At 44.6% G+C, this 25,026-nt stretch carries 18 protein-coding genes, 1 pseudogene and 1 riboswitch; of the genes and pseudogenes, 9 read left to right on the top strand and 10 right to left on the bottom strand.

Going from position 1 to position 25,026, the window contains the following annotated elements:
- Positions 1-67 precede the first annotated feature (67 nt).
- Positions 68-1,540 (top strand): alginate export family protein, encoded by a 1,473-nt coding sequence (locus tag BUQ89_RS06225; protein ID WP_245812920.1) that lies wholly within the window; start codon positions 68-70, stop codon positions 1,538-1,540.
- 100 nt (positions 1,541-1,640) lie between these two features.
- Complete coding sequence (locus tag BUQ89_RS06230; protein ID WP_028461880.1) at positions 1,641-2,150, top strand: DUF3617 domain-containing protein; 510 nt, start codon at positions 1,641-1,643, stop codon at positions 2,148-2,150.
- A gap of 185 nt (positions 2,151-2,335) precedes the next feature.
- Here BUQ89_RS06230 and htpX read toward each other — a convergent pair whose 3' ends face one another.
- Both htpX and tnpA read right to left on the bottom strand, forming a co-directional pair.
- Positions 2,336-3,220, bottom strand: a complete 885-nt coding sequence (gene htpX / locus BUQ89_RS06235) for a protease HtpX (protein ID WP_028461879.1) — start codon at positions 3,218-3,220, stop codon at positions 2,336-2,338.
- A gap of 159 nt (positions 3,221-3,379) precedes the next feature.
- Positions 3,380-3,775, bottom strand: a pseudogene (gene tnpA / locus BUQ89_RS06240) (IS200/IS605 family transposase).
- A 708-nt stretch (positions 3,776-4,483) separates the two neighbouring features.
- On the opposite strand from tnpA, the gene BUQ89_RS06250 reads away from it, so the two are divergent.
- On the top strand, positions 4,484-6,352 hold the full coding sequence (locus BUQ89_RS06250; protein WP_028461877.1) for a dihydroxyacetone kinase subunit DhaK: 1,869 nt from the start codon (positions 4,484-4,486) through the stop codon (positions 6,350-6,352).
- Between the two features lie 296 nt (positions 6,353-6,648).
- Here BUQ89_RS06250 and ftsB read toward each other — a convergent pair whose 3' ends face one another.
- The 5 genes from ftsB to argH form a co-directional block, all read right to left on the bottom strand.
- Entirely contained in the window at positions 6,649-6,927 is a 279-nt protein-coding gene (gene ftsB / locus BUQ89_RS06255) for a cell division protein FtsB (protein WP_028461876.1), read from the bottom strand.
- A complete protein-coding gene (gene eno, locus BUQ89_RS06260) occupies positions 6,927-8,210 on the bottom strand; it encodes a phosphopyruvate hydratase (RefSeq protein WP_028461875.1) in 1,284 nt (427 codons plus the stop codon). Before eno ends, ftsB begins: the two co-directional genes overlap by 1 nt.
- Before the next feature lie 178 nt (positions 8,211-8,388).
- Entirely contained in the window at positions 8,389-10,050 is a 1,662-nt protein-coding gene (locus BUQ89_RS06265; protein WP_028461874.1) for a CTP synthase, read from the bottom strand.
- A gap of 88 nt (positions 10,051-10,138) precedes the next feature.
- Positions 10,139-11,023 carry a fructosamine kinase family protein gene (locus BUQ89_RS06270; RefSeq protein ID WP_028461873.1) on the bottom strand — a complete coding sequence of 295 codons (885 nt, stop codon included), beginning with the start codon at positions 11,021-11,023 and terminating at the stop codon, positions 10,139-10,141.
- Between the two features lie 166 nt (positions 11,024-11,189).
- Positions 11,190-12,590 (bottom strand): argininosuccinate lyase, encoded by a 1,401-nt coding sequence (argH, locus tag BUQ89_RS06275; protein WP_036573347.1) that lies wholly within the window; start codon positions 12,588-12,590, stop codon positions 11,190-11,192.
- A gap of 468 nt (positions 12,591-13,058) precedes the next feature.
- Here argH and BUQ89_RS06280 point away from each other — a divergent pair, with 468 nt between their 5' ends.
- Positions 13,059-13,712 carry a hypothetical protein gene (locus BUQ89_RS06280; protein ID WP_028461871.1) on the top strand — a complete coding sequence of 218 codons (654 nt, stop codon included), beginning with the start codon at positions 13,059-13,061 and terminating at the stop codon, positions 13,710-13,712.
- 93 nt (positions 13,713-13,805) lie between these two features.
- Here BUQ89_RS06280 and murA read toward each other — a convergent pair whose 3' ends face one another.
- Positions 13,806-15,059, bottom strand: coding sequence for a UDP-N-acetylglucosamine 1-carboxyvinyltransferase (gene murA, locus BUQ89_RS06285; protein WP_028461870.1), 1,254 nt, complete (start codon positions 15,057-15,059; stop codon positions 13,806-13,808).
- A 364-nt stretch (positions 15,060-15,423) separates the two neighbouring features.
- Between murA and BUQ89_RS06290 the strand changes: the two genes are divergently transcribed.
- The 5 genes from BUQ89_RS06290 (at position 15,424) to ubiD (ending at position 20,934) form a co-directional block, all read left to right on the top strand.
- A complete protein-coding gene (locus BUQ89_RS06290; protein ID WP_028461869.1) occupies positions 15,424-15,813 on the top strand; it encodes a Rid family detoxifying hydrolase in 390 nt (129 codons plus the stop codon).
- Positions 15,814-15,854: 41 nt separating this feature from the next.
- Positions 15,855-17,912, top strand: a complete 2,058-nt coding sequence (gene recG, locus BUQ89_RS06295; protein WP_028461868.1) for an ATP-dependent DNA helicase RecG — start codon at positions 15,855-15,857, stop codon at positions 17,910-17,912.
- Positions 17,913-18,059: 147 nt separating this feature from the next.
- Entirely contained in the window at positions 18,060-18,602 is a 543-nt protein-coding gene (locus tag BUQ89_RS06300) for a chorismate--pyruvate lyase family protein (RefSeq protein ID WP_028461867.1), read from the top strand.
- Entirely contained in the window at positions 18,599-19,459 is an 861-nt protein-coding gene (gene ubiA, locus BUQ89_RS06305) for a 4-hydroxybenzoate octaprenyltransferase (protein WP_036573345.1), read from the top strand. Before BUQ89_RS06300 ends, ubiA begins: the two co-directional genes overlap by 4 nt.
- Positions 19,460-19,470: 11 nt before the next feature.
- Positions 19,471-20,934, top strand: coding sequence for a 4-hydroxy-3-polyprenylbenzoate decarboxylase (gene ubiD / locus BUQ89_RS06310; RefSeq protein ID WP_028461865.1), 1,464 nt, complete (start codon positions 19,471-19,473; stop codon positions 20,932-20,934).
- A gap of 373 nt (positions 20,935-21,307) precedes the next feature.
- Here ubiD and BUQ89_RS06315 read toward each other — a convergent pair whose 3' ends face one another.
- Both BUQ89_RS06315 and BUQ89_RS06320 read right to left on the bottom strand, forming a co-directional pair.
- Positions 21,308-22,360: a DNA cytosine methyltransferase gene (locus BUQ89_RS06315; protein ID WP_028461864.1), complete on the bottom strand. Its 1,053-nt coding sequence runs from the start codon at positions 22,358-22,360 to the stop codon at positions 21,308-21,310.
- A 7-nt stretch (positions 22,361-22,367) separates the two neighbouring features.
- Positions 22,368-24,167: an AAA family ATPase gene (locus tag BUQ89_RS06320; RefSeq protein ID WP_028461863.1), complete on the bottom strand. Its 1,800-nt coding sequence runs from the start codon at positions 24,165-24,167 to the stop codon at positions 22,368-22,370.
- Positions 24,168-24,682: 515 nt separating this feature from the next.
- Positions 24,683-24,881: riboswitch (cobalamin riboswitch) on the top strand.
- The last annotated feature ends 145 nt before the right edge of the window (positions 24,882-25,026 follow it).

A 25,026-nucleotide genomic window follows, 5' to 3' on the forward strand; every position in this document is an offset into this window, starting at 1 on the left:
TTGTTTTATTAGTTTGATCCAGTTATCCCATTAGGGGTTAAGGCACAGAATGAGATTCTATTGGCAAATGATAGTTTTTATTTTAGTTCATCTATTATCCAATGCTTTGGTTCAGGCTGAAAAAGGAATTCAGCAGCTAGCCGCTTCTCAGACGGTCCGGTCTACGGTAAAAGAGATCGTCCAGTTGCCAACTTATTTCCAACGTGCTCGCAGTTACGCCACTCATCCCGAATCAGATCCTCCAAGGTACGTGCGTAATCTAAGTAAAACTGGTATTGATGCATTCAAAGATATTATTTGGCTGGATGTGGGTCTGGATTATCGTATGCGCTATGAATATCGAAACAATGACTTACGGCGGCCTGCATTGACAACTGATAATCCATTTTTACTCCGCACACGTATGTATTTGGGAATTAAGGAAATACTTGATCCATTTCGTCTGGTTGCTGAATTTGAAGATGCGCGCCGTTATAACGGTAAATTTTCACTGGATAATCGGGATGCCAACGAATTCGAGCTGATCCAGACATTTGGCGAATTGTATTTCAAAGATGCCCTGGGGCATGATGATTTGGGAAATCATCATCCACTGAGGATCCGGGCAGGGCGGATGGCCTGGGAGGTTCTGGATCGACGTCTACTCGGCAATAACCAGTGGCGCAATACCACAAATAGTTTTGAAGGCTTTCGTCTCAATCTCGGACAAGAAAACAATGATTGGGAAATTGATTTATGGGGTGTTCAACCGGTTACGCGTTTAATCAAACAATTTGATGAGCGTAACAAAGATCAATGGTTTTATGGTGGCATCATTAATTGGCGCAAATGGTCAAACATAATTACATTGCAACCCTATTATATGGGACTCATTCAGGATGGAAATGCTGACCAAATTGAACGCAAGGTTCATTCGCCTGCAATGCGGGGTTACGGCAAGTTGCCTAATACCGAGGTTGATTTTGATTTCGGCATAATTTATCAATTTGGCCACGAAGGGCTACAAAAAAAATCGGCCTGGGCTTACCTGGCCGAAATTGGGTATACCCTGAAACATGAATGGAAACCACGTATCAGTGTTTTTTACGGTTATGCAAGTGGCGATCGCAATCCCGATGACAACGTAAATAATCGCTTTGAACGCTTTTTCGGCTTCGCGCGTCCCTGGTCCGCAGATGACTACATGATTTTTGAGAATATCCAAGCTCCTAAGGTTAAGCTGGAATTTGAACCATTTAAAGATTTAAGTATAGATGGTGGTTATGGCTGGTTCTGGTTAGCCAGTGACAGTGATCGCTTCAATAATCTCCTTGGTGGTGCCAGTGCCAATCGCGATAAAAGCGGCAGCAGTGGCAACTTTCTTGGGCACGCGTTTGATATCCGGGCACGCTATAAGTTGCATCGCGTTGAAACCAGCTTAGGCTATTCGCATTTCAGTAACGGGGAATTTGTACGCACGAGACAACAGGCAGCGCTTGGACAAAATACCGATAGTACCCATTTTTTCTATTTCGAAATAGTCATCAATGCTTTCAATTAATTCTCTAGATGAGAATCAGTTTGTATGTTTCAGCGTAAATAATCTAAACTTGACCGAATAAATCTTAAGGCTGATGTAACAGCCTGTTTTGGGAGACTCTATGTGCAAGATCCTGTTTCTAATTTCATTATTAATGATAGCAACAACCAGCATGGCAACAAATAATATCAGGCCAGGCTTATGGGAGGTCACCACAACATCAGAGTTATTGGCAATGGTGCCACATATTCCATCGCAGCAAATGCAGCAAATAACCCACTTGATCGAACAATACGGCTTGCAGATGCCCCGGATACAGAATGGCGCAGCAATTTCAAAAGTATGCATTACCCAGGAAATGGCTGCCCAGGAAGTGCCCGCTCATTTCTATGAAAATCAATCGGGTTGTGCTGTCAAGAATGCAACTAGAGCAGGAAACGACTACAAAGTGGAGCTTGTTTGTACAAATGCTCAGTTTCAGGGAACCGGGGTAGCTGAAGGTACTTTTACAAGTCCTGAGCGTTTCACGGGACAAACCGAGTTCGATAGCGTCGTGCAGGGTACACCTGTTTTTACAACAGCTGAAACCAGTGCTCGCTGGATTAATGAAAGCTGTACGCTTGCGCGGTAATACAAATAAGTCGATATCATCCAGTATGGCATTCTATTGATGATTCAGTGCTTATTCAGTTTGCCTCTTGTACCAGAAATCTTGATCACGCGCTTGAATCCATCGAAACGCTGTTAGCTGCGTCTAATATCATTGTCCTGAAGGACAAGATCTTGGGACGCAGCAGGTAATTGATTCAGGGCTATTTATCGATGCATTTCAAGTGCTGCAATTCTTTCTTCCAGGGGAGGGTGCGACATAAACAGACGTTTGATGCCCGAACCCATGCCACCTGCGATACCAAATGCTGCCAGTTGATGAGGTAAAGGTGCCTGTTCCGAGGTGGATTGTAACCGACGCAAGGCGGCAATCATTTTATGTCGTCCGGCTAAACTGGCGCCACCTGCATCTGCACGGAATTCCCGTGCCCGACTAAACCACATCACAATGGCGCTTGCCAGAACACCCAATACCAATTCGGCGATAATCGCGGTCACCCAGAAAGCAGGACCATGTCCTTGTTCAGTTTTGAAAATGACACGATCAACCATGTGACCGACCACGCGTGACAGGAAAATAACGAAGGTATTTACCACGCCCTGGATTAAAGCCAGGGTTACCATATCGCCATTGGCAACATGACTGATTTCATGTGCCAATACTGCTTCAGCTTCATCCTGACTCATGGTATTCAGTAAGCCGGTACTGACGGCTACTAAGGCATTATTTCTTGACATGCCGGTAGCAAAAGCATTGATGTCCGGTGCATCATAGATAGCGACCTCGGGCATGCCTATCCCCGCCATTCTTGCCTGGCGCTGTACCGTTGAAACGAGCCATTGTTCATGTGCATTACGTGGCTGGTCAATAACCTGTGCGCCTGTAAAACGCTTGGCTGTCCACTTGGACAAAACCAGAGACATGAATGAGCCGCCAAAACCAAATACGGCTGCAAAGATCAGTAAGGCATTCATGTTTAAACCACTGCCTTGTTCATCGAGAATCCTCTCGACACCCAGCAATCGCAGGGTAATACTCAAAACCACAACAATTGCCAGGTTTGTTGCCAGGAAAAGAAGTACCCTTTTCATTAAATGACTCCTTGATAAAGAATTTTGATAAAGGTGCGACTGTCTGATATGTGGTCTATTTATTCATTCTCAAGTGATGTGCGCGGCGTTTTAAAAAAACGAACTTCATTTATACCCTCGGATGAATAGTGCGGATGCCGCCGGCGTGCTTCTTGTCGATCAATCTGGCGTTTGTTGTTCGATGTACTGGCGAATGTTGGCAATTAGCGCACTACCACAAGAAGGCTGCGAAATAAGATGGCGACTATAATGCGCCGCTGCATAGCCTCTTGCGAATATACGAATGGTTCTTTTTTCGAATCATCCGGCCGGACACGCCTTTGAGACTATTCACCAGCACTGATACCGGCAGTTTTGGCGGATAATTCACCAGGGGATGAACGTGGTCATGCTCACCATCAAATTCCATCAGTTCTGCCTCAAGATTGGTACAGACGCTTGCAAAAATATCGTGCCAGTCGTCGATCACCTCGATGGTGAACACGCCCTGACGGTATTTCGTTAAAAAGACCAAGTGAGCGTACATCTTAAAACATAGTTACTACCGTGTTTGATATCGTTATTTTTTAATAGATTTAATATAATTGGAAATATGGAGTGCTTGCAAGCCTACAAAAACCGCTTCGAGAAACGCGTCGACTTCCCAACTTTCAAAAGGAAGAGTATCAGTAGTCGTTTTTGTTTCTCTCAAGGTTGCGAGTTGGACGATGATAATGCTCGCATCAGGCTTCCCGAGTTGGGCTGGGTTCGCTATCGGAAGAGTCGCGTTGTTGAAGGCGTAGTCAAAAATGGGCCTGTCGGAAAACACACAATAACTTGAGATAATAGGCAAAATAATCAATGATGGATTGTTAGATGAGTAAAAGAGATCAGCGCAATTTATTCAACAGCATCGAGAAAATCGCGACTGGCGACCAATCAGAAGAAATTAAGGTGCCACGATAATCATCTTTCCACACATCAATAACAGATTTCTAAATGTCGTAAAATTGCAGCTTCGCTCCCGCTTTTACTCGTTCGGGTGTCATACCACTTCTGACCTGTAACTAGCAGCTCAACAGCGCTGCCACTAAGCCAACGATACATTCAACCGGACAGTGGCTTGATCTTTGATCGGCACAAAATGGGGTAACTACTCCGATGTCTGGGATACAAGAGTCTAAATCAATATGAAGCAGAAGCCGAAAAATGATAAAAGTTGCTTAACTGGAGTGTACGGCTTTACTTGACCATGTCACATAAAAAAACAAAAAAAGATTAACAATGTCGAAAAAATTCATCAACCAAAATGCCGACGTCGTCCGCGAGTCTCTCAAGGGCCTTCTCTGGCAAAACCACCAGGATTTGCAGCGCCTGCCAAACACCGACGCAATCGTCGTCAAAAGCATCGACACTGCAAAAGTCCAGATCATTTCTGGTGGCGGCAGCGGACATGAACCTGCTCACGTCGGGTTTGTCGGAAATAACTTTGCTCTCAGCGGTGCCGTCTGCGGAGGCATTTTCGCATCACCCTCGCACAAAGCAGTCTTCGAAACACTCAAATACTTCAAGGATTGCAAAAAGGGTGTTCTCGTCGTGATTAAAAACTATCAAGGCGACATCATCAACTTCAACCTCGCTGCCCAAATGGCAAAAGCGCAGTTCGGGATGAAAGTCGAGTGCATCGTTTTCGGCGACGATGTGACGTTTGCGTATGATGGAGAGGCGCGCCGTGGTATCGCCGGCACAGTTTTGTTCTATTCTGTTCTTGCACATATCGCCCGCTGCAACAAGAACTTTGATTCGTTTACCGTTGACCAGCTTGCGGAGCGCGCTCGCGTCCTCGCGAAAAACTTTCACAGCTACGGCGTTGCGTTGGAATCTTGCATTCTTCCAGGGAAATCAAAACCCAATGTTGACTTGAAGGGAAACGAGATGGAGTTGGGTTTGGGCATTCATGGCGAAGCTGGAAACAAGCGTTTGACTTCAATCATCAAAGCGGATGAAGTAGCTGAACTGATGGTGCAAAAAGTTCTCTCGAATCTTCCCAGGAGCGAAACCAAACAACAACAGCAGCAAGTTGTCCTTACCTTAAATAATCTTGGAGGTGTCACCGAACTTGAGATGGGGATTCTCGTCAACAGCGTCATGAATAGAACCCTCGCGTTTCTCAACAAGAACAGCAACGTCGTCATCAAGCGGCTCATTTGTGGCCGTTTCTTGACGTCGCTTGATATGAAGGGTATCTCTCTCACTGCGTTGTTCTCCAACAATTCTCCGCCGGAGGTGTTTCAGAAAGAAGTTCTTGACGCTTTCGACAGCAACAAGAATCCCTCTCCTGCATCAATTTCTTTTTCAGTGTGTTCAAACATTGAAGAAGCGCTGCGTGTAGGAGGCCCCGCATGTGCGTCTTCATCATCCCAAGAACAGGAAAAACCAGAAAAGCAAAAAGCGATCGAAGTCGAATCCACTCCAGAAGGCGCGCTTTTCCGAACCAGGCTCGAAGCCATCTTCAAGGCCATCGATGTTGCCGCCGACAGATTCGACGAGCTCGACGCTGCTGTCGGAGACGGTGATATGGGGCGAGGCATTTCACGTGGCATGAAAGCCGCGCTCTCCATTTTGCCCACGCTCAACTTTTCTGAAAAAATGCGAGAGGCGTTTTCAGAACTTGGTTCCGCGATCGCCGATGCCCACGCGGGCAGTTCGGGGCCCATGATTGGCGCTTTGGTTGCCGTCGGTGGGAGCAAACTTTGCGAAAAAGCTTCGGAAAACATTTCAGGCAGTCAAAACTTCTTCTTGGAAGGACTTGCTGCTGGTGTCGATGCAGTTCAAGAAATCGGAGGAGCGCAAGAAGGAGATCGCACGCTGGTCGATGTTTTGAGTCCGCTGCGCAGTCTGATTCGAAGTGGGCAATTGTCTTCGTCTTCCACGGTTTCTGTACAAAACAGCAGCGGCAGCAACAATAACAAGGAGATCCTTGAAATCCTCATCAGAGTTGCAAAGGAGAGGGCGCTGGCTGTTCAGCAACTCACGGCGAAAAAAGGAAGATCTCGTTACGCGGAAGATCGTTGCATCGGAAAACCGGATCCTGGTTGTGAGTTTATTGTGTTCGTTTTGGAGAAGATTTTGGAAATCGTTTTTTTAAAATGAAATGAACTTTAAACAATAATAAGACGCTGGTGCAAAAAATTGTACTGACCAGAGTCAAGTCCCTGATATAGCTGATTATGCGGTGTAAATATTGAATTGTCTTTCAGTTAGACGGATTTCTCCTACGAATGCAGACCTCACCGCGGCCATGAATATTCTAAGGGCAAGACATGCCCAGCTTGCCTGCCAGGTAAACGATGCAGTCATGTCGTCAGCAACAGGAACTTACCGAAGTCATCTACCCCATTTCGGGTTAGATGTAGCAGGAATCTCCTGTCTTTAGGCGGGGGAGGATGTTAATTGCTACTTTCCAGAATCTGAAACAGAATTTCATCCTGTTTGATCATGCCTAGTTCACTGCGAGCACGCTCTTCAATTGCATCATAACCCTGTTTGAGATCGTTGACCTCTGCTTCAAGGATCACATTTCGGTTTCTGAGTTCAAGATTGACTTGACGTGCTGCAATTACTTCCCGATCCATTTCTTGCACTTTCAACCAATTTCCCTTGCCAAGCCACAACGGATGCTGTAACAAGACAATCAGGGAAATGAGTATGAAAGTCAGAGATTTCATTATCTTAATTGATAATAAGCTCTCCGTCCGGCATAGTTTACGGTATTGCCCAGTTCTGCTTCAATACGGAGCAATTGGTTGTATTTAGCCAGTCGATCGGAACGCGAAAGTGACCCGGTTTTTATTTGTAATGCATTGGTTGCTACGGCGATATCAGCGATCGTTGTATCTTCGGTTTCACCGGAGCGATGCGATATCACTGCGGTATAACCCGCACATTTTGCCATTTCGATAGCAGCCAGAGTCTCGGTGAGTGTTCCAATCTGGTTGACCTTGATCAGTATGGAATTGGCCACACCTTGCGTAATACCTTCTTGCAGGATTTTTGAATTGGTTACAAATATATCGTCGCCTACCAGTTGAACTGATTTGCCAAGTCGGCTGGTTAACTTTGCCCAGCCGTCCCAGTCGTGCTCGCTCATACCATCTTCAATACTGATAATAGGATACTTATCCACCCAGGTGGCCAGATAGTCGGTGAATTGGGTTGACGTTAAGTGCAGGTTTTCAGATGCCAGATGATATTTTCCATCTTCAAAAAATTCTGAACTGGCACAATCAATACCAATAGCGACATCTGAACCAGGCTGATAGCCGGCCTCATCAATGGCTTGTACTATGAGTTGTAACGCCGCTTCATTACTGGCAAGATTAGGAGCAAATCCACCTTCATCGCCAACTGTAGTGGGCATGTTTTTGTCATTGAGTAATTTTTTGAGTGTGCTGAATACTTCTGCGCCACAGCGAACGGCTTCCCGAAAACTCTGTATCCCTAAAGGGATAATCATGAACTCCTGCATGCTGATATTATTATTGGCGTGCGCGCCTCCATTGATCAGATTCATCATGGGTACGGGCATGGTGAGAGGTCCGGCGCCACCGAGATAACGATATAATGGCAAATTACTTTCTTCCGCAGCTGCTTTGGCTACTGCGAGTGAGACCGCCAGAATTGCGTTGGCTCCCAATCTTGATTTGTTTTCGCTGCCATCAAGATCAATGAGCGTTTGATCAATCGCATTTTGTTCTATCGCATCTAATCCCATTAAGGTTTCAGAAATTTCAGTGTTAACATTTTCTACAGCCTTGAGTACGCCCTTTCCGGAATAGCGCTGTTTATCCCCATCTCTCAGTTCAACGGCTTCTCTGGTACCAACAGATGCTCCAGATGGAACAGCTGCGCGACCCAACACACCTGATTCAAGCAGTACATCTGCTTCCACGGTTGGATTACCACGAGAATCGAGGATCTCACGGGCGACGACATCTACTATTGCACTCATGCTACATTTTCCCTGTATGATTTGTTAGTTAACGATATTTCTAAGAAGGCCGGCTTGAAATGCAGTTATGTTACTCAGCCTGTTTATCAATGTTTATGATCAAACCTGAGTGCATTCAATCCAATCCGAAACGAGGATGCTCTGTGTGTAAGATCAATACTTACGTGATGTTTTTTTGTTAGGTTTTTTTGTTTTCTCCAGATATAACACGATAATTTGAAAAATGGATGGCTGCCTTGATAAAAGATTTAAACAGCAAGTGGCCGGCTTTCGGTGTGGAGGTGAATTCAGGATGAAACTGGCAGCCAAGAAACCACGGATGTTCGTTTTCCGATAATTCAATGACTTCACACAGGCCTTCTTCCATGGATAAGCCACTGACACGTAACCCGGCTTCTTCCAATTCGGGCAGGTAGGTGGTATTCACTTCATAACGGTGACGGTGTCGCTCAGTAATCTTATCGGCAGCATAAACTTTCCATGCCAGTGAGTCTTGCTTCAACAAACACTCCTGTCCCCCTAAGCGCATGCTGCCACCGATATCGGATTTTTCATTGCGTACTTCTATACGACCTTCGCGCGTTCGCCATTCAGTAATAAGGCCAATAACAGGATAAGGGGTGTCGGGGTTGAATTCAGTGCTGTGCGCGCCCTCCATTTCTGCCTTGTTACGGGCATATTCAACGACTGCCAGTTGCATACCGAGGCAAATACCAAGATAGGGAATACCATTTGTGCGCGCATAATGAATGGCCATAATCTTGCCTTCAACGCCCCGCTTACCAAAACCACCGGGTACCAGTATCGCATCTGCACCGGCAAGGCAATCAGTTCCCTGCTTTTCGATACTTTCGGAATCTACATAGCTGATATTAATCTTGCTGCAGGTATGAATACCTGCATGGATGAGGGCTTCAGATAATGACTTGTATGATTCAGTCAAGTCAACATATTTGCCGACAAGCGCAATTGTTACGGTATATTTGGGATGCTCCAGGGCATCCACTAATTTCTTCCAGATACTTAAGACTGCCGGTTTTGCAAGAATATTTAGCTTGTGGCAGATAATTTCATCCAGCATTTGTTCATGCAAAAGCGCGGGTATTTTGTAAATACTGTCGACATCAATTGCAGAAATCACGGCTTCTTCACGTACATTAGTGAACAAGGCAATTTTGCGGCGCTCATCCATGGGTAATGCGCGATCAGAACGACATAACAATACATCCGGCTGTATGCCGATTTCACGGAGTTCTTTGACAGAATGCTGTGTTGGCTTGGTCTTTAGCTCGCCGGCTGAGCCAACATAAGGTAATAGCGTCAGATGAATGAAGCAGGTATCATTGCGCGCACGCTGGATTGCCATCTGTCGAATGGCTTCCAGAAATGGGAGAGACTCAATATCGCCTACGGTACCGCCGATTTCAACGATGGCTACCTGTGCATTGCCAGCGCCCACTTCAATATGTCGCTTGATTTCATCGGTGATATGAGGAATAACCTGTACTGTTCCGCCAAGATAATCTCCGCGTCTTTCCTTTCGTATGACGCTGTCATAAATCTGACCTGTAGTAAAATTGTTACGCCGGGTCATTTTGGTGCTGATGAAGCGTTCGTAATGGCCCAGATCGAGATCGGTTTCTGCCCCATCTTCAGTAACAAATACCTCACCATGCTGGAATGGACTCATGGTACCTGGGTCTACATTAATATAAGGATCCAGCTTGAGCATAGTGACTTTAATCCCACGGGTTTCGAGGAGCGCCGCCAGGGAGGCAGCAGCAATACCTTTTCCCAATGAAGAGACAACGCCACCAGTCACAAAGACATATTTGGTCATGAGCAATTACAGTAATTCAAATGGTTGGATGAAACAGATTAGCGGGTGTTTATAAAACATGGAATTCGATTTAGTTATCCCGTGGTTATTAGCGAATTTCAGCAAGCAATTTATGCATCATTTGTTCAGCCTGGTTAAGATAACTGCGACCAAATAAATTCAAATGATTCAAAATATGATAGAGATTATAGATTATTTTACGTATATTATACCCGGAATCAAGCGGGTAAGCATGTCGATAAGCAGCATAAAAATTGGCAGGGAAGCCACCAAAAAGTTCAGTCATGGCGATATCTGCTTCGCGATCACCATAATATACGGCCGGATCAAACAGTACCGGTTGTCCTGATAGATCAAAAGAATAATTGCCGCTCCATAAGTCACCATGTAGTAATGATGGTGTTGGTGATGTACCCACAAAAAAAGCATCGAGCTCAGCTATCAGTTGTCCGCCCAGTGCTTGTAATTTCCCCGTGTAACCATTCGTTCTGGCAAGGTCCAATTGAAAACCCAATCGGTGTGTGCGCCAGAATTGTGGCCAATCCAAAGAAGGCGTATTAATCTGAGGCGTGTTGCCAATGGTATTATTGCGTACCCAGCCAAATTGGGTTGAGCCAGTGTGGTGCATTGCGGCGAGTCTTGCACCCAGATCTTTTGCATTGCCCTGCGTATGGCTGCGGATCTCCAGGTATTCGAGTACTAGCCATGCATGGCATTCATTCCTTCCCCAGCATATGGGTAGCGGTACGCGTAATGTATGGGAATGATGGATCTCCATGAGTCCAGCGGCTTCCGCCTCAAACATGGGTAGGCTATCCGATGTATTAAGCTTGATAAAGAAGCGCTGGTTATCATCTGCAACACGGTAGGCTTCATTAATGCACCCGCCTTTAATGACAGAAATTGCTTTTGCAGTGAAGGGACGCTGTGTTGCAGTTGAAATTTGCGCGGCAATCTCAGGCCATGCGATCATATTCTATTATCCTGATAGTGACAGGGAAATAAAGGTATGGATCCATCCTGGATATGGAAAATAAGGCGCCGCCAATGCTGTTGTTGGAGTTTCTGAAGTATACAGTAAATCATATAAGAAGATGAGGATGGCTATAAATAGAACCTGATCAATTGATTGTCTGCTTTCAGGATAACCACTTTCTGGCACGCTTGATTGCTGCCTGTACTTGTTGTGGAGCGGTGCCACCCACATGCGCACGGCTTTTCATTGAGCCGTCCAGTGTGAGTATCGCAAAGATATCCGCCTCAACTTGTGGTGAAAATGTTTGTAATTCTGATAAATCCAATTCGCTCAAATCGCAGCCTTTTCTTTCCGCATACTGAACCGTTTTTGCAACGACTTCATGTGCATCACGAAATGGTAAACCCTTTTTGGTCAGATAATCCGCCAAATCTGTAGCAGTTGCATAGCCACGTGTTGCCGAGGCACGCATTGCGTGTTGATTAACCTGGATACCTGCCAACATGTCTGTATAAATCCGTAATGTATCAACCAGCGTATCGACCGTGTCAAATAAGGGCTCTTTATCCTCCTGATTATCTTTATTGTAAGCCAGCGGCTGGGCTTTCATTAATGTGAGCAGCGCAACCAGGTGGCCATTAATACGTCCGGTTTTACCACGGACCAACTCAGGCACATCCGGATTTTTCTTCTGCGGCATGATGGATGAACCTGTACAGAACCGATCCGCGAGTGTGATAAAGCTGAATGCGGGTGTCATCCACAAGATGAGTTCTTCAGATAAACGTGATAAGTGTGTCATGATCAGGGTTGCGCAGGCACAGAACTCGATAGCAAAATCCCGGTCCGAGACCGCATCGAGCGAGTTTTCGCAGATACCTTCGAAATCAAGCTGCCGTGCAACTTGTTCGCGATCAATGGGGTAACTGCTTCCGGCTAATGCAGCCGCCCCCAATGGCAGTTGATTGACCCGTTTTCTACAGTCAGATAACCGGCCAATATCGCGTTTGAGCATTTCGAAGTAGGCCATGAGATGATGGCCTAAGGAGACAGGCTGCGCTACCTGCAAATGTGTGAAACCTGGCATGACTGTATCAGTATGTTTTTCAGCAAGATCTAATAAGGCCCTTTGCATTAGTCTAATGAGACTGATAATTTCATCTATCGATGTGCGCAGATATAATCGTATGTCTGTGGCCACCTGATCATTGCGTGAACGTGCCGTATGTAACCGTTTACCTGCGTCACCGACTAAATCGGTCAGGCGTTTTTCGATGTTAAGGTGTACATCTTCTAATTCCTGTCGCCAAATAAATTTTCCGACACGGATTTCATGGTGAATCTGATCCAGACCCTGCTCAATGGCGGCTAAATCCTGAGTACTGATAATTCCCTGAGCTGAGAGCATTTGTGCATGCGCCCGCGATCCTTGGATATCATATGCGGCTAATCTCTGATCGAAGTCCACCGATGCGGTATAGCGTTGTACCAACTCTGAGACGGGTTCATTGAATCGTCCAGACCAGTTTTTTTGATTGTTTTTCACAGCTGTGTTTTTCTCCATTAGTAGGGGTTATCATTCTGTGCCAGGAGGCTGCCAGCCACAAGGTCGATTTGTTTTTTATCACAGGAAGAGTGCTTGGCCGAATTGCCCGCATTTCTATCACATAGTGCGCCACAACACATCCAAAGATTCACTGGCCGGATTAGGAAATCTTTGCTTTTTCCCCCCGCCTTGCATGTTGTGATTGTTTCAGTCCGGCGGAGGGTTAAAATTCCGAATTAATCTGGTGTGATTTACTTTTTTACTGGCTTGTAGGCTGTTCTTTACTAAGTACAAGTATAAAACAAAATACGGATACATTTATTTTGCAATATTTTTTACCATCAGGATGACCAGATTGCCTTTGAATTTTATTTTTCCGGGAAAAAAATACGTGGCATCAAATTTTAGCGTCCACTTCTTTCCCTTCTATACGGATTAGTGGATAATTGGAACCTTTTCCCCTGGCACATATACAAGGAGTTATCTATGACGGATCAGAACAAGCAAAACGAAAATGAACAGGCCGGACAATCAAAGAATGAACAGGCCGGACAATCAAAGGTTGCCACACTTTATTCCATATTGAGCGACAAGTTTGAGCCGCTTGCCAAATTGCCACAGATGAAATTACCCATTTGGTACGGTTTGGTATTTCTGGCATTGATAATCATTATTTTCTCCTGGAAACAAATTGCGGTCAGTAAACTCGAGTCGGAACTGGCTAACAAGCTTGAAAATGAACGGGCTACGATAACCCAGCAAGCTCTTGAGCATGCCGATAAAGAATATAATAAAGAAGAAGAGCGCTTTGGGTTGGTTTTATCCTGGGCAGTACGTGGTGAGCTGATTCGTAACAATCTTGATCAGATTAGCCAATATCTAAATGAAGTTGTTAAGCTCAAGGATACTGAAAAAGTCGTACTCATTGGTGATGATGGTCAATTGCTGATTTCAACGGATAAGCGGCTTGAAGAAGCGGCTGGCTCTGAGCTCTATCCCGCCGAAGTTTTAAATCAGCAGCGCATTACTGTGAAGTCTAATGTTAACGGCAAAAAATTACTGGTTGTTCCGGTCATGGGACTGAATACCCGTTTGGGTACCATTGTAGTGAGCTACAATCAGGCAGTGCTGAAAAATTAATATCAATTGATGATAGAGGTTAGCTGAAGTTAAAATACAAACCTTGTCAGATGATGTTACCGAAAAAACCCCTGGATATTTCCAGGGGTTTTTTTAGTTGATACGACTGATTTTTGCGCCTAAATGTGATAATTTTTCTTCAATGCATGCATATCCACGATCAAGGTGGTAAATGCGGTCTATGATTGTTTCACCCTGAGCAGCCAATCCAGCAATAACTAAACTGGCGGATGCACGCAGATCTGTTGCCATAACGTTAGTGCCTTCCAGTTTTAAATTGCCTTTCACGATGGCGGTATTACCTTCTACCTTGATATTGGCATTCATGCGCTTTAATTCCTGTACATGCATGAAGCGATTCTCAAATATGGTTTCAGTCATGATAGCGGTGCCGTCAGCAATACAATTCATAGCCATGAATTGTGCCTGCATATCGGTTGGAAAGGCTGGATAGGGTGCAGTCCGCAGATTCACTGATCGGGGGGTTGTGTCCATTTTTAAACTGATCCAGTTTTCCCCTGATTTAATGGTTGCGCCCGCTTCGGTCAGTTTATCGAGTACGGCATCCAGTAAATCACGCCGTGTTTCTTTCAGATGAATGTCACCTCTGTTGGCAGCCGCTGCGGTTAGAAAGGTGCCGGTTTCAATACGGTCTGGCATCACACGATGGGTTGTGCCGTGTAGGGTCTTGACTCCTTCAATGGTAATAGTATCGCTGCCCGCGCCCTGAATTTTTGCACCCATTGCAATTAAACAATTGGCCAGATCAATGACTTCTGGCTCTCGTGCAGCATTCTCGAGAATAGTTGTGCCTGAGGCCAGTGTTGCGGCCATCATGAGATTTTCAGTGCCGGTGACCGTAATAATATCCATCACAATATGTGCACCCTGCAGCTGATTTGCCAGGGCGTGAATATAGCCATGTTCAATCTTGATTTCTGCGCCCATTGCCCGTAAGCCTTTGATATGTTGATCAACAGGTCGTAGACCAATGGCACAGCCACCGGGCAGGGAAATAGTGGCTTCTCCCGCACGTGCAAGCATGGGCCCCAGAACTAAAATGGCTGCTCGCATTGTTTTAACCATCTCGTAAGGCGCGACAAGACTGGAAAGCTGTGCGGCGGTTAACTCTATTTCGGATTCACTGCTATTTAAAACAGAGATCCCCATTTGTTCAAGTAGTATCAACATGGTTGTCACATCCTTGAGATAGGGAACGTTTTCAATTCTTAATGTATCGCTGGTGAGTAAAGCGGCACACAGGACAGGCAGCGCCGCATTTTTTGCACCGGAGATATTGATTTCACCGCGAAGAGGTGAGCCACCCTGGATAACTAGTTTTTGCATTGATTAGAAAAAAACTTTAGAAGAATGAGGTCAATATTGCCTGACTGAGTAATGATGAAAATGAGCACAGTTTAAGAGTTAGCTTTACTGAAATAGACCAGAATCTGCTGCATCATGGCGTAACAGGAATGATTGTAAGGCCGAATTTGTGCTGCTTTTTGAATAATTGTATTGTATTTAAATCACTGATAAATCGTGTTAATCCTTGAATATGCAGGGTTTATGGATAAAAATACATTGTTGGTGAATAACATTTCATTATTTTACAGTAAATTAAATAGTTACTGATAAGTCTGATAATAGATTGGTATTTGAAATAAGACTAAAATGGGGAAACATTCTTTTTACGATTTCAGGAAATGAAATGACAAAACAAATTATTCAAACTAAAGATGCCCCCGAAGCTATCGGGACTTATTCTCAAGCAGTGCGTGTGAGTGGGGGAGAGACTGTTTATCTTTCGGGTCAAATTGGACTGGATGCGGTTACCATGCAAATGGTCGATGGCATTGACGCACAGATTCAGCAAGTGTTTCTGAATTTGAGAGCAGTGGCGGCTGCAAGCGGGGGCAGCCTGAGTGATATCGTTAAATTAAATATTTATTTAACCGATCTCGAAGATTTTGCCAGATTAAACGAGATTATGGCCGGTTATTTCGTTGAGCCTTATCCAGCGCGTGCAGCAGTGGGTGTGAAAGCATTGCCGCGCGACGCCCTGGTTGAAATGGATGCGGTCATGGTCATCCATGGTTAGTGTGGGTGCGGGGGAATAAACAGGATCAACGGGTCGGTTTAATCGCGTCGGCCGTCATAAAACCCGGTAATCAGTCTGTGCGGGGAAAATACTCTCGACTGGGGATCGACAATGCATCGGATCTCATTCTTCATTTTCCGATACGTTATGAAGATGAGACGCACCTTTGTACGATCAAGGATGTGTCTGAAGGTGAGGTGGTTCAGGTTGAAGGCGTGATTGTGTCTAGCGAAATAGTGTCGCAACCCCGGCGACAATGGGTGTGTCAGGTAAAAGATAGTAGCGGAATGCTTTTTATTCGATTCCTGAATTTTTACAGCAGTCAGATTAAAGCTTACGCCATAGGAACACGGGTACGGCTATTGGGAAAAATACGCACCGGTTTCCGGGGTATCGAAATGATTCATCCAAAATGCCGTATCGTCCAGAAAGGCGATCCGCTCGCGAACACGCTGACACCGGTTTGCTCAGTGATAACCGGGGTTTCCCGGAAAACGCTCAGCAAGTTAATCAGGCAAGCGTTGAGTTGCCCCACCCACGAAAATCACCTTTCTGAAACGTTACCCGATGAGATTCTCAAACATTACCGGTTAACCGGTTTTAAAGAGAGCGTTCTGTTGCTACACCATCCTCCGCCAGATGCGTCGGTTCATTTATTGCAGACACGTAGACATCCGGCCTGGTATCGAATTAAATTTGATGAATTACTGGCGCAACAATTATCCATGCGCTTGCATTATCATCAGCGCCGGCGCGGCCATGCCCCGTTATTGTTAAAACAGAACAGACTGACCCGGGCATTATTAGATCTGCTTGGCTATGAGCTGACTTGTGCGCAAAAAAGAACCGTTTCTGAGATCAGTCGCGATTTGGCAACACCCCATCCCATGCAGCGTTTGTTGCAGGGTGATGTGGGGAGTGGCAAGATTGCCGTGGCTGCGCTGGCTGCATTACAGGCGATAGAAAATGAATACCAGGTCGCGTTGATGGCACCTACCGAGGTTCTTGCCGAACAACACTTTCAGAAATTATCCGGCTGGTTTGTGCCTTTGGGTGTGACGGTGGTCTGGCTGGCCAGTAGTCAGAAGAAGAAACAACGCCATGCGGCACTGACTGCGATTGCGACAGGAGAAGCCATGCTTGCGATCGGGACGCACGCCTTATTTCAGGAAACGGTCGTATTTAACCGATTGGGGCTGGTTATTATGGATGAGCAGCATCGTTTTGGTGTCCATCAGCGTCTGGCGTTACGTGGCAAGGGTGCCAAAGCCGATTTTCTACCGCATCAATTGATGATGAGCGCCACACCCATCCCGCGTACACTTTCTATGAGCTATTATGCGGATCTCGATCTATCGGTGATCGATGAGTTGCCGCCGGGAAGGCGTCCTGTGATAACCAAACTGATTGCTGAGAATCGTCGGGATGAAATCATTATGCGCATACGAGCCGCTTGCCGTGAGGGCAGGCAAGCTTATTGGGTCTGTCCGCTGATTGAAGAATCTGAAACACTGCAACTGAAAACGGTCCTGGAAACTTTTGAACGCCTGAATCTGATCTTCCCGGAGTTGAAAACAGGTCTGATACATGGACGGTTGACGATGCAGGAAAAATCCGAGGTCATGGCTCGTTTCAAACAGGGTGAGATTCAGTTATTGATTGCCACGAGCGTCATTGAAGTGGGCGTGGATATTCCCAACGCTTCCCTGATGGTCATTGAGCATGCGGAGCGGATGGGGCTGTCACAGCTACATCAGTTGCGCGGGCGTATCGGACGTGGAGTAGACGCTGGTATTTGTATTTTGCTGTATCAGAAACCATTATCAGAAATGGCGCGCCTGCGACTCAAAATTATTTTTGAACACTCGGATGGTTTTGAGATTGCCCGCCAGGATTTGTGTTTGCGTGGTCCGGGAGAGCTGCTGGGTGCGCGTCAGAGTGGCTTACCCATGCTGCGCTTTGTCGATCTGGAACAGGAAAAAGCATTGCTCAATACGGTTAAAAATGCCGCAGAAGAGATTCTCCGCCATTTTCCTCAGTTTGCTTCGCAGCATATACGGCGCTGGCTGGGAGAAAAGCACTTTTATTTGCGCGTGTAATTTGGGCGCATCCCTGACCGGATTCAGGTGCGCGTCATTGTGACCGCCTGCATTATCTGGTAATTTGAATCAGAAGATACTTTTTTAGGAAAGTGGACGTCAGCTTTTTGTTTTGCTGCTTTATAATCCCCCATTTTGTTTGTTACGATGAATATTCTCCAGCCATCGGCATGGCATCCCGCGTTGATCTCGATTTCTTGCCGTAATCGTAGTTGGTTACAAGACCGTGGTTCGCTGACACGTCGTATACAAGCCCGTTGCAATGATTTTCATGTCAGACCTGTATTCCAGTCACTCGCGAAAGTGTACAAGGATGAATGGACTATCATGGGGCTACGCTATGGTGAACTGGCCATGGTGCGGGAAGTTTATTTGTATTGTGGCGATACGCCCGTGATATTTGCGCATTCGGTCGTGGCCCGGAAAGATTTACGGGGCGCCTGGCGAGGACTCAGCGGACTGGGTAACCGATCACTCGGAACGGTATTGTTTACAAATCCCAGAATAAAGCGTACGCCACTCGAATTTAAAAAGCTGAATGCCGGCCATTTTCTTTTCGTGCGTGCTTGCTCGAAATTACAAAGCAGGCCATCTAATCTATGGGCACGGCGTTCATTGTTTACTTTACAGGGACAATCTATTTTGGTTACGGAAGTCTATCTACCTGCAATTCTGGAATTAACACTGTGATCACAACGAATCGTTTGAAAGTCTACGGGCGCCTGATGCGGCTGGATAAGCCCATTGGTATTTTGCTGCTTTTGTGGCCCATGTTGTGGGGATTATGGCTGGCGGCCGGCGGGTTACCGGATGGACTCGTTCTGGGGATATTCATCATGGGTACAATCCTGATGCGTTCAGCCGGTTGTGTCATCAATGACTATGCTGACAGAAAAATTGACCTGCATGTTGAGCGCACTAAAAATCGGCCTTTTGCAACCGGATCTGTGACGACCCGGGAAGCCTTATTGCTGGCAGCCGGCCTGAGTTTTTGTGCGTTTTTGCTTATTTTGCCATTAAACCAGCTGACAATAATGCTGTCGGTATGTGCCTTATTTCTGGCCGCCAGCTATCCCTTTACCAAGCGGTTTCTTGCCATGCCACAGGCTTATTTAGGGATTGCATTCAGTTTTGGTATTCCCATGGCGTTTGCTGCACAAACGAATGCATTGCCGGTAACAGTCTGGCTGCTGATGATTGCAAACCTGTTTTGGGTGATTGCATATGATACCGAGTATGCCATGGTAGATAAGGCTGATGATCTTAAAATCGGAATTAAGACTTCAGCCATTACTTTTGGGCGTTTTGATGTATGGGGTGTAATGCTGTGCCACTTCATTTTTCTGGGCATGATGGGTATTGTCGGATTACTGATAGAGATGGGTGTCGCCTACTATGCAGGGCTGTCTGTCGCGTTGTGTCTGATTATTTTCCAATATAGTCTGATTCGGAATCGAAACGCTAAACAGTGTTTCCGGGCATTTTTACATAATAACTGGGTGGGAGCGGTCGTGTTTGCCGGTATTGCCCTTGATTTGATCACATAGTTGGATTTGAAATGAAATATAAAGACCTGCGTGACTTTATCGCGCAACTGGAAAAACAAGGTGAGCTTAAACGTGTGACCGCTGAGGTTGATCCTTGCCTGGAGATGACCGAAATCTGTGATCGGATCTTAAAAGCGGGCGGTCCTGCCATTTTATTCGAAAAGCCGAAAGGGCACAGCATACCCGTATTGGGCAACTTATTTGGCACCCCCCAGCGGGTTGCAATGGGTATGGGGCAGGAATCGGTAGCCGCCCTGCGTGAAGTCGGCAAACTATTGGCTTATCTGAAGGAGCCGGACCCACCCAAGGGTTTGAAAGATGCCTGGGACAAGTTTCCGGTGCTCAAACAGGTGCTGAATATGACTCCCAAAGAATTGAGTCGTGCCCCCTGCCAGGAAGTGGTCTGGGAAGGAAAAGACGTTGATCTGAGTCGATTGCCCATTCAGACTTGCTGGCCCGGTGATATTGCGCCATTGATTACCTGGGGCTTAACGGTCACACGGGGCCCGCATAAGACGCGACAAAATTTAGGTATTTACCGGCAGCAAGTCATCGGGCCCAATAAAGTGATTATGCGCTGGCTGGCGCATCGTGGCGGGGCATTGGATTTTCGTGAATTCTGTTTGGCCAATCCGGGTCAACCTTATCCAATATCAGTGGCATTGGGTGCCGATCCCGCAACCATACTGGGTGCCGTAACGCCTGTACCCGATAGTTTAAGCGAATATCAATTTGCGGGATTATTGCGTGGCTCTAAAACTGAAGTGATCCGGTGTATCGGTAATGACCTGCAAGTGCCGGCCAGTGCAGAAATGATATTGGAAGGTGCGATTTATCCTGATGAAACGGCTTTGGAAGGGCCTTATGGCGATCATACCGGCTACTATAATGAACAGGAAACTTTTCCCGTCTTTACCATTGAGCGCATAACCATGCGGCGTGATCCCATTTATCACTCTACCTATACGGGCAAGCCACCGGATGAACCCGCTATTCTGGGTGTCGCTTTGAATGAAGTTTTTGTTCCGCTATTACAAAAGCAATTTCCGGAAATCACCGATTTTTATCTGCCACCGGAAGGCTGTTCCTACCGCATGGCCGTGGTCAGTATGAAAAAGCAATATGCCGGTCATACCAAACGGGTCATGTTTGGAATCTGGAGTTTTCTGCGCCAGTTTATGTATACCAAATTCATCATTGTGACGGATGATGATGTGGATATTCGTGACTGGAAAGAAGTCATCTGGGCCATTACAACGCGCGTTGATCCTGCTCGTGACACTTTAATCGTAGAAAATACCCCGATTGATTATCTGGACTTCGCAAGCCCTGTCTCAGGTCTGGGTGGAAAGATGGGACTGGATGCCACCAACAAATGGCCCGGTGAAACGACACGTGAATGGGGCAGACCCATTGCGATGGATACAGCTATCCAGCAGCGAGTCGATGCGATGTGGAGCGACCTGGGGCTGTGATTATGATCTGAAGGCAGGATGATCCTGTGCATCATACATCTACGAGATTTGTTAAATAACTTAGTCACGAAATGAAAAATATAAGACCGCTGCATAACTGTGTTTTTGAGTTTTTCTGATTACTTGCAGCATTGATGAATCAAACACTTAAAAACCTTGCCCAGTCCGAGATAACCAGTTATGCAGCGGTCTTAATATGAAACTCTTATAAAAATGCAAGTCATCTCATATGACACATTCACATCGCAGGCATGATATATCAGACGAAGTATGGACGGACGCTGCTTAATCTTCCATACACCAGATTTTGACTATAACTCGGAACATTAGGATGATAGGTATAGAAAAACCCGCACTCAGCGAATTTAGAAAGCTACGGATATTTTTTATTTTCTTTCAACAGAAAAATAATATGCTCAGCTATTTTTTGAGCCATTAATGGCGGGACCGCATTTCCTATTTGCTTAGCTTTTGAGTTGAGTGTGCCACAAAACTTATAGTCGCGAGGAAATGTTTGTAAGCAAGCCGCTTCTCTGATTGAAATAGCTCTATCTTGATTAGGATGACCGAATCTTCCATTAGAGTAGCTTATACATCTTGTAGTAAGCGCACTGGCATGTTTACTCCAACTTAAGCGTCCGTATACATCACTGTGGCCTGTATAGTTGTTATGACAGTCAAGCTTTAGATGATCAGGCCAGTCCCTTCTATCACCACCTTCGAGAGTCAATTTTATACGCTCTAAATTAACATCAGATAGTGCAGCGCTTTGATGGTCAGGGTCGTGACTATCTACTTCTCCTGCAGATAAAGGAGGCAAGTTATCAATCCAATCTTTAACAGTAGAATATGGCGTATCAGAGCCTTTCCCGTGAGTAAATGGAGGAAGGGTAACTTTTGTTTTTATAGATGCAATTAAAACAAGCCTATTTCTAATTTGAGGTACACCATATGCAGCGGCAGGTAAAATAGAATAGCCATATTTATAACCAAGATTATCTAGCAGCTGTAAGAAATTAGCAAAAGGACCGTTTTCATTATTTTTTAGTTTCTGTAAGCCAGGAACATTTTCAATCACTACGAAATCGGGCAGCCAAAACTTAACAAATCTAGAGAATTCAGCCAGTAATTCTCTCCTGGGGTCATCATCTTTTTTTTGTTTATTCTGTCTAGAAAATGGTTGGCAAGGTGCGCAACCACAAAACAGTGTGATTGAATCTTTTGGTTCTATATGTTCCTTTAGAAATGATTCTGGAATCTTCTTGATGTCATTAGTGACAACTACTGTATTTGGAAAGTTTTTCTTGAATGTATCAGTTGCATCTTTATCGATGTCCACAGCAAATGTTATTTCAAAGCCAGCTTCTTGCATGCCGACACTGGTGCCACCACAGCCAGAAAAGAAGTCGAACACCTTAACTTTCATAACATCCTCACGTTAAATGTGTTTTTATCCAGTTTGAAATGGGCTCAAGTAGTTTTGGGTCTAGTGTTGTCAGTTTTATCTTTTGCACAATCAAAATATCCTGCGATTTTGCGCTTTTATATGAGGGGAGGCCGAGCGTTTTTTCCGTTAGCTGACTAAAAAGTTTTTTATAATTATGGGGATGAGGAGAAATATGCTCTATTTCTGCAGTTAAATCGTCCTTTTTCATATGTTTCCAGATGAATTCTTCAGGAGTTTTTTCTGGAAGGTAGCCGATGCTACTTTTGGCAAAATTCAGTAGCTTTATGTATGCTTCTCTTTTCTGAATTTCATTTAAACCACTTTTCTTGTTGCTATCAACGGGGGTTTTAGGAGTCGACTTATAAATTTTTTCAACATGACATTCAAGTTTGGATATATTAAGCAAATTTATATCAACATTTTCAAGAACGAAGCCCGGTTCTTGATCGCCATCAAGAAGGAAAATAACATCTTTTCTATCAATATACACGATTGGAGGGATTATAGCAGACTGTAAATAGTTAACTCCACCAGGTAAGTATTCAATCAGTATGCCAGTAGTAGCAACCCCTTCACCAAGAGATTCTAACGCTTTATCTACTAAAGCTTTTGCAAGTTCATCCTCAACATAGCATGTTAATTTCTTATGTGAATTTACCTGAAGGTAATGAAATGCATTGCTTTTTAGCGTTTCATTAATTATGTCGACTTTATTGGTAGTTGGATTTAGAAACAAAGTCTTTATGGCATTTTCTGGTAATTTTTCTATTAGAAAGGGACTATGTGTTCCCAATACCACTTGATGATGGTTAGCTTTTACCATTTCAAAAAGAAAATTCATTACTCGTTCCTGTGCACCCGGGTGTAATGACACTTCAGGTTCATCAAGAATTATAAGTGATTTAGGATTGGAGCTCGTTACTTTGTAAACAAGCATTATCGCTGCAAACTCTCCACTGCCAGCAAAAGCCTCGCTATAGTTCAAATCATCAACTTTTATAATAGCTGAATATCCACCATCCTTATTAAAAAGCTTATGATTTACTAGTCTTATTTCACTATAATTTTTTCCAAGTATTTCACACACTTTGCTAATTTGATTAGAGTTTAATAAGATATTGTTTTGAACTTTTTCTTTTTTACCATTGTACGGCTTATAGCTTGCCAGATCATTTTCAATAACTTTTTTTAATAAAGAGCTTTTAGATCTAATAAAGCACTGTTTTGATTTCCCACTTAAGGTTGTCGACAGATTCCCGTGATAAAGAGCCTTGTCAAAAGCACTTATTTCACTTCTGAAGTCAATAAACACAATGTTTTTATTGATTTTTTTCCATCTAGTTTGTGATCTCCCTTTAGCTGCAAAACTTTCCTCATCTTTATCTTCTGGTAAAGGACTCATGCCGTCACCTTTTAATGGTCTAGACGTTTCCCAGTAATCAGGATTGTTAGGCTTAGTAATGCGAGACTGTATAATTTCAGCGTTGCAATCATAGTGTTCGTTATAAGTCTTATAAATATATCTAGAGCGCTCTACTATTGGATCTATATTAGTTGAAAACCAAAAGTTACTAATACTATAGCCTTCAGGACAGCCAAATAGAGCTCTTAAAACGGAACTTTTATGACAGCCATTCTGGCCGGTTATAGCCGTGATGGGAAAGTCGAATTTAATTTCTATATTTTCGGTTAGGTTTCTATAAAGAGGAAATCTTATAGATCTAATGAATGGTTCAAAGATTTTCTTCTGGTGCATTTCTTCTAATGTAGTAATGTCAGTGCTCATAAAAAACTCAAAATGTGATTAAAATGCTCGGCCGAAATAAATAGGGGATCAAGTCTTGCTATGCTATATACAATGGGGCTGTCATGTAATTCAATTATTTTCACCTTGATGCAAAGATTTACTGTTTTTTTAAGATAGTAGCCTGGATACCGCGTAAACAATGACTAAATAGTGATTACATCTATGAGATTTGTTAAATAATATAGTCACGAAACGAGAAATATGAGGCGCTTATAAAAACGAAAGGATCTCATATGACACATTCACATCGCAGGGACGCCGGTCAGCATTTCTATTATACAAGGTACCACAACGGATTGAACGCAGGCTGATCCTTGATCGAGGAACCTGATGCGGATTATTTGCTGGTAGATCGCGATTATGACAGCAATGCAATGATTGAATAGAAAGAGAAGTAAGAAATAGTAGAGCTAGTCAGAAATGAGTAGGCTATATAGAGCGGTTAAAAGTCGGTTGTAAACAGCCGTTTCACATTTGTAGTCTAAAAAACGTATAATAACCGCAGTTTCTATGGTCTCTTGCCGAGATAATAGGGAATTCGTTTAAACGAAGCTGTCCCCGCAACTGTATGCGTGGAGTTAAGTACCGCAGTGATACTGAATAACCACTGAAGTCTGTCAAACAGATTTTGGGAAGGTTGGTACTTAATGACGATACGTGAGCCAGAAGACCTGCCATAAAAACATTATTTTCTGATTGCCGGGGGGTGCAATCATAGAGGCTCTCCGCTTGACGCTAATTGATAATCAGATTGTCATATGAACGATCTGTCAGCGTTATTCCAGTTCTCTGTCTTCAATCCCCCCGTTTCTCAGTTCTGTTCTTTTCTCATTTGGAA

This window comes from Nitrosomonas cryotolerans ATCC 49181, assembly GCF_900143275.1.
Classification (GTDB): Bacteria; Pseudomonadota; Gammaproteobacteria; order Burkholderiales; family Nitrosomonadaceae; genus Nitrosomonas; species Nitrosomonas cryotolerans.

Bases quoted from the DNA above. Each gene is read 5' to 3' on its own strand.
- BUQ89_RS06225 (WP_245812920.1), top strand. From the start codon at position 68: ATGATAGTTTTTATTTTAGTTCATCTATTATCCAATGCTTTGGTTCAG.
- BUQ89_RS06230 (WP_028461880.1), top strand. From the start codon at position 1,641: ATGTGCAAGATCCTGTTTCTAATTTCATTATTAATGATAGCAACAACC.
- htpX (WP_028461879.1), bottom strand. From the start codon at position 3,220: ATGAAAAGGGTACTTCTTTTCCTGGCAACAAACCTGGCAATTGTTGTG.
- BUQ89_RS06250 (WP_028461877.1), top strand. From the start codon at position 4,484: ATGTCGAAAAAATTCATCAACCAAAATGCCGACGTCGTCCGCGAGTCT.
- ftsB (WP_028461876.1), bottom strand. From the start codon at position 6,927: ATGAAATCTCTGACTTTCATACTCATTTCCCTGATTGTCTTGTTACAG.
- eno (WP_028461875.1), bottom strand. From the start codon at position 8,210: ATGAGTGCAATAGTAGATGTCGTCGCCCGTGAGATCCTCGATTCTCGT.
- BUQ89_RS06265 (WP_028461874.1), bottom strand. From the start codon at position 10,050: ATGACCAAATATGTCTTTGTGACTGGTGGCGTTGTCTCTTCATTGGGA.
- BUQ89_RS06270 (WP_028461873.1), bottom strand. From the start codon at position 11,023: ATGATCGCATGGCCTGAGATTGCCGCGCAAATTTCAACTGCAACACAG.
- argH (WP_036573347.1), bottom strand. From the start codon at position 12,590: ATGGAGAAAAACACAGCTGTGAAAAACAATCAAAAAAACTGGTCTGGA.
- BUQ89_RS06280 (WP_028461871.1), top strand. From the start codon at position 13,059: ATGACGGATCAGAACAAGCAAAACGAAAATGAACAGGCCGGACAATCA.
- murA (WP_028461870.1), bottom strand. From the start codon at position 15,059: ATGCAAAAACTAGTTATCCAGGGTGGCTCACCTCTTCGCGGTGAAATC.
- BUQ89_RS06290 (WP_028461869.1), top strand. From the start codon at position 15,424: ATGACAAAACAAATTATTCAAACTAAAGATGCCCCCGAAGCTATCGGG.
- BUQ89_RS06300 (WP_028461867.1), top strand. From the start codon at position 18,060: ATGAATATTCTCCAGCCATCGGCATGGCATCCCGCGTTGATCTCGATT.
- ubiD (WP_028461865.1), top strand. From the start codon at position 19,471: ATGAAATATAAAGACCTGCGTGACTTTATCGCGCAACTGGAAAAACAA.
- BUQ89_RS06315 (WP_028461864.1), bottom strand. From the start codon at position 22,360: ATGAAAGTTAAGGTGTTCGACTTCTTTTCTGGCTGTGGTGGCACCAGT.
- BUQ89_RS06320 (WP_028461863.1), bottom strand. From the start codon at position 24,167: ATGAGCACTGACATTACTACATTAGAAGAAATGCACCAGAAGAAAATC.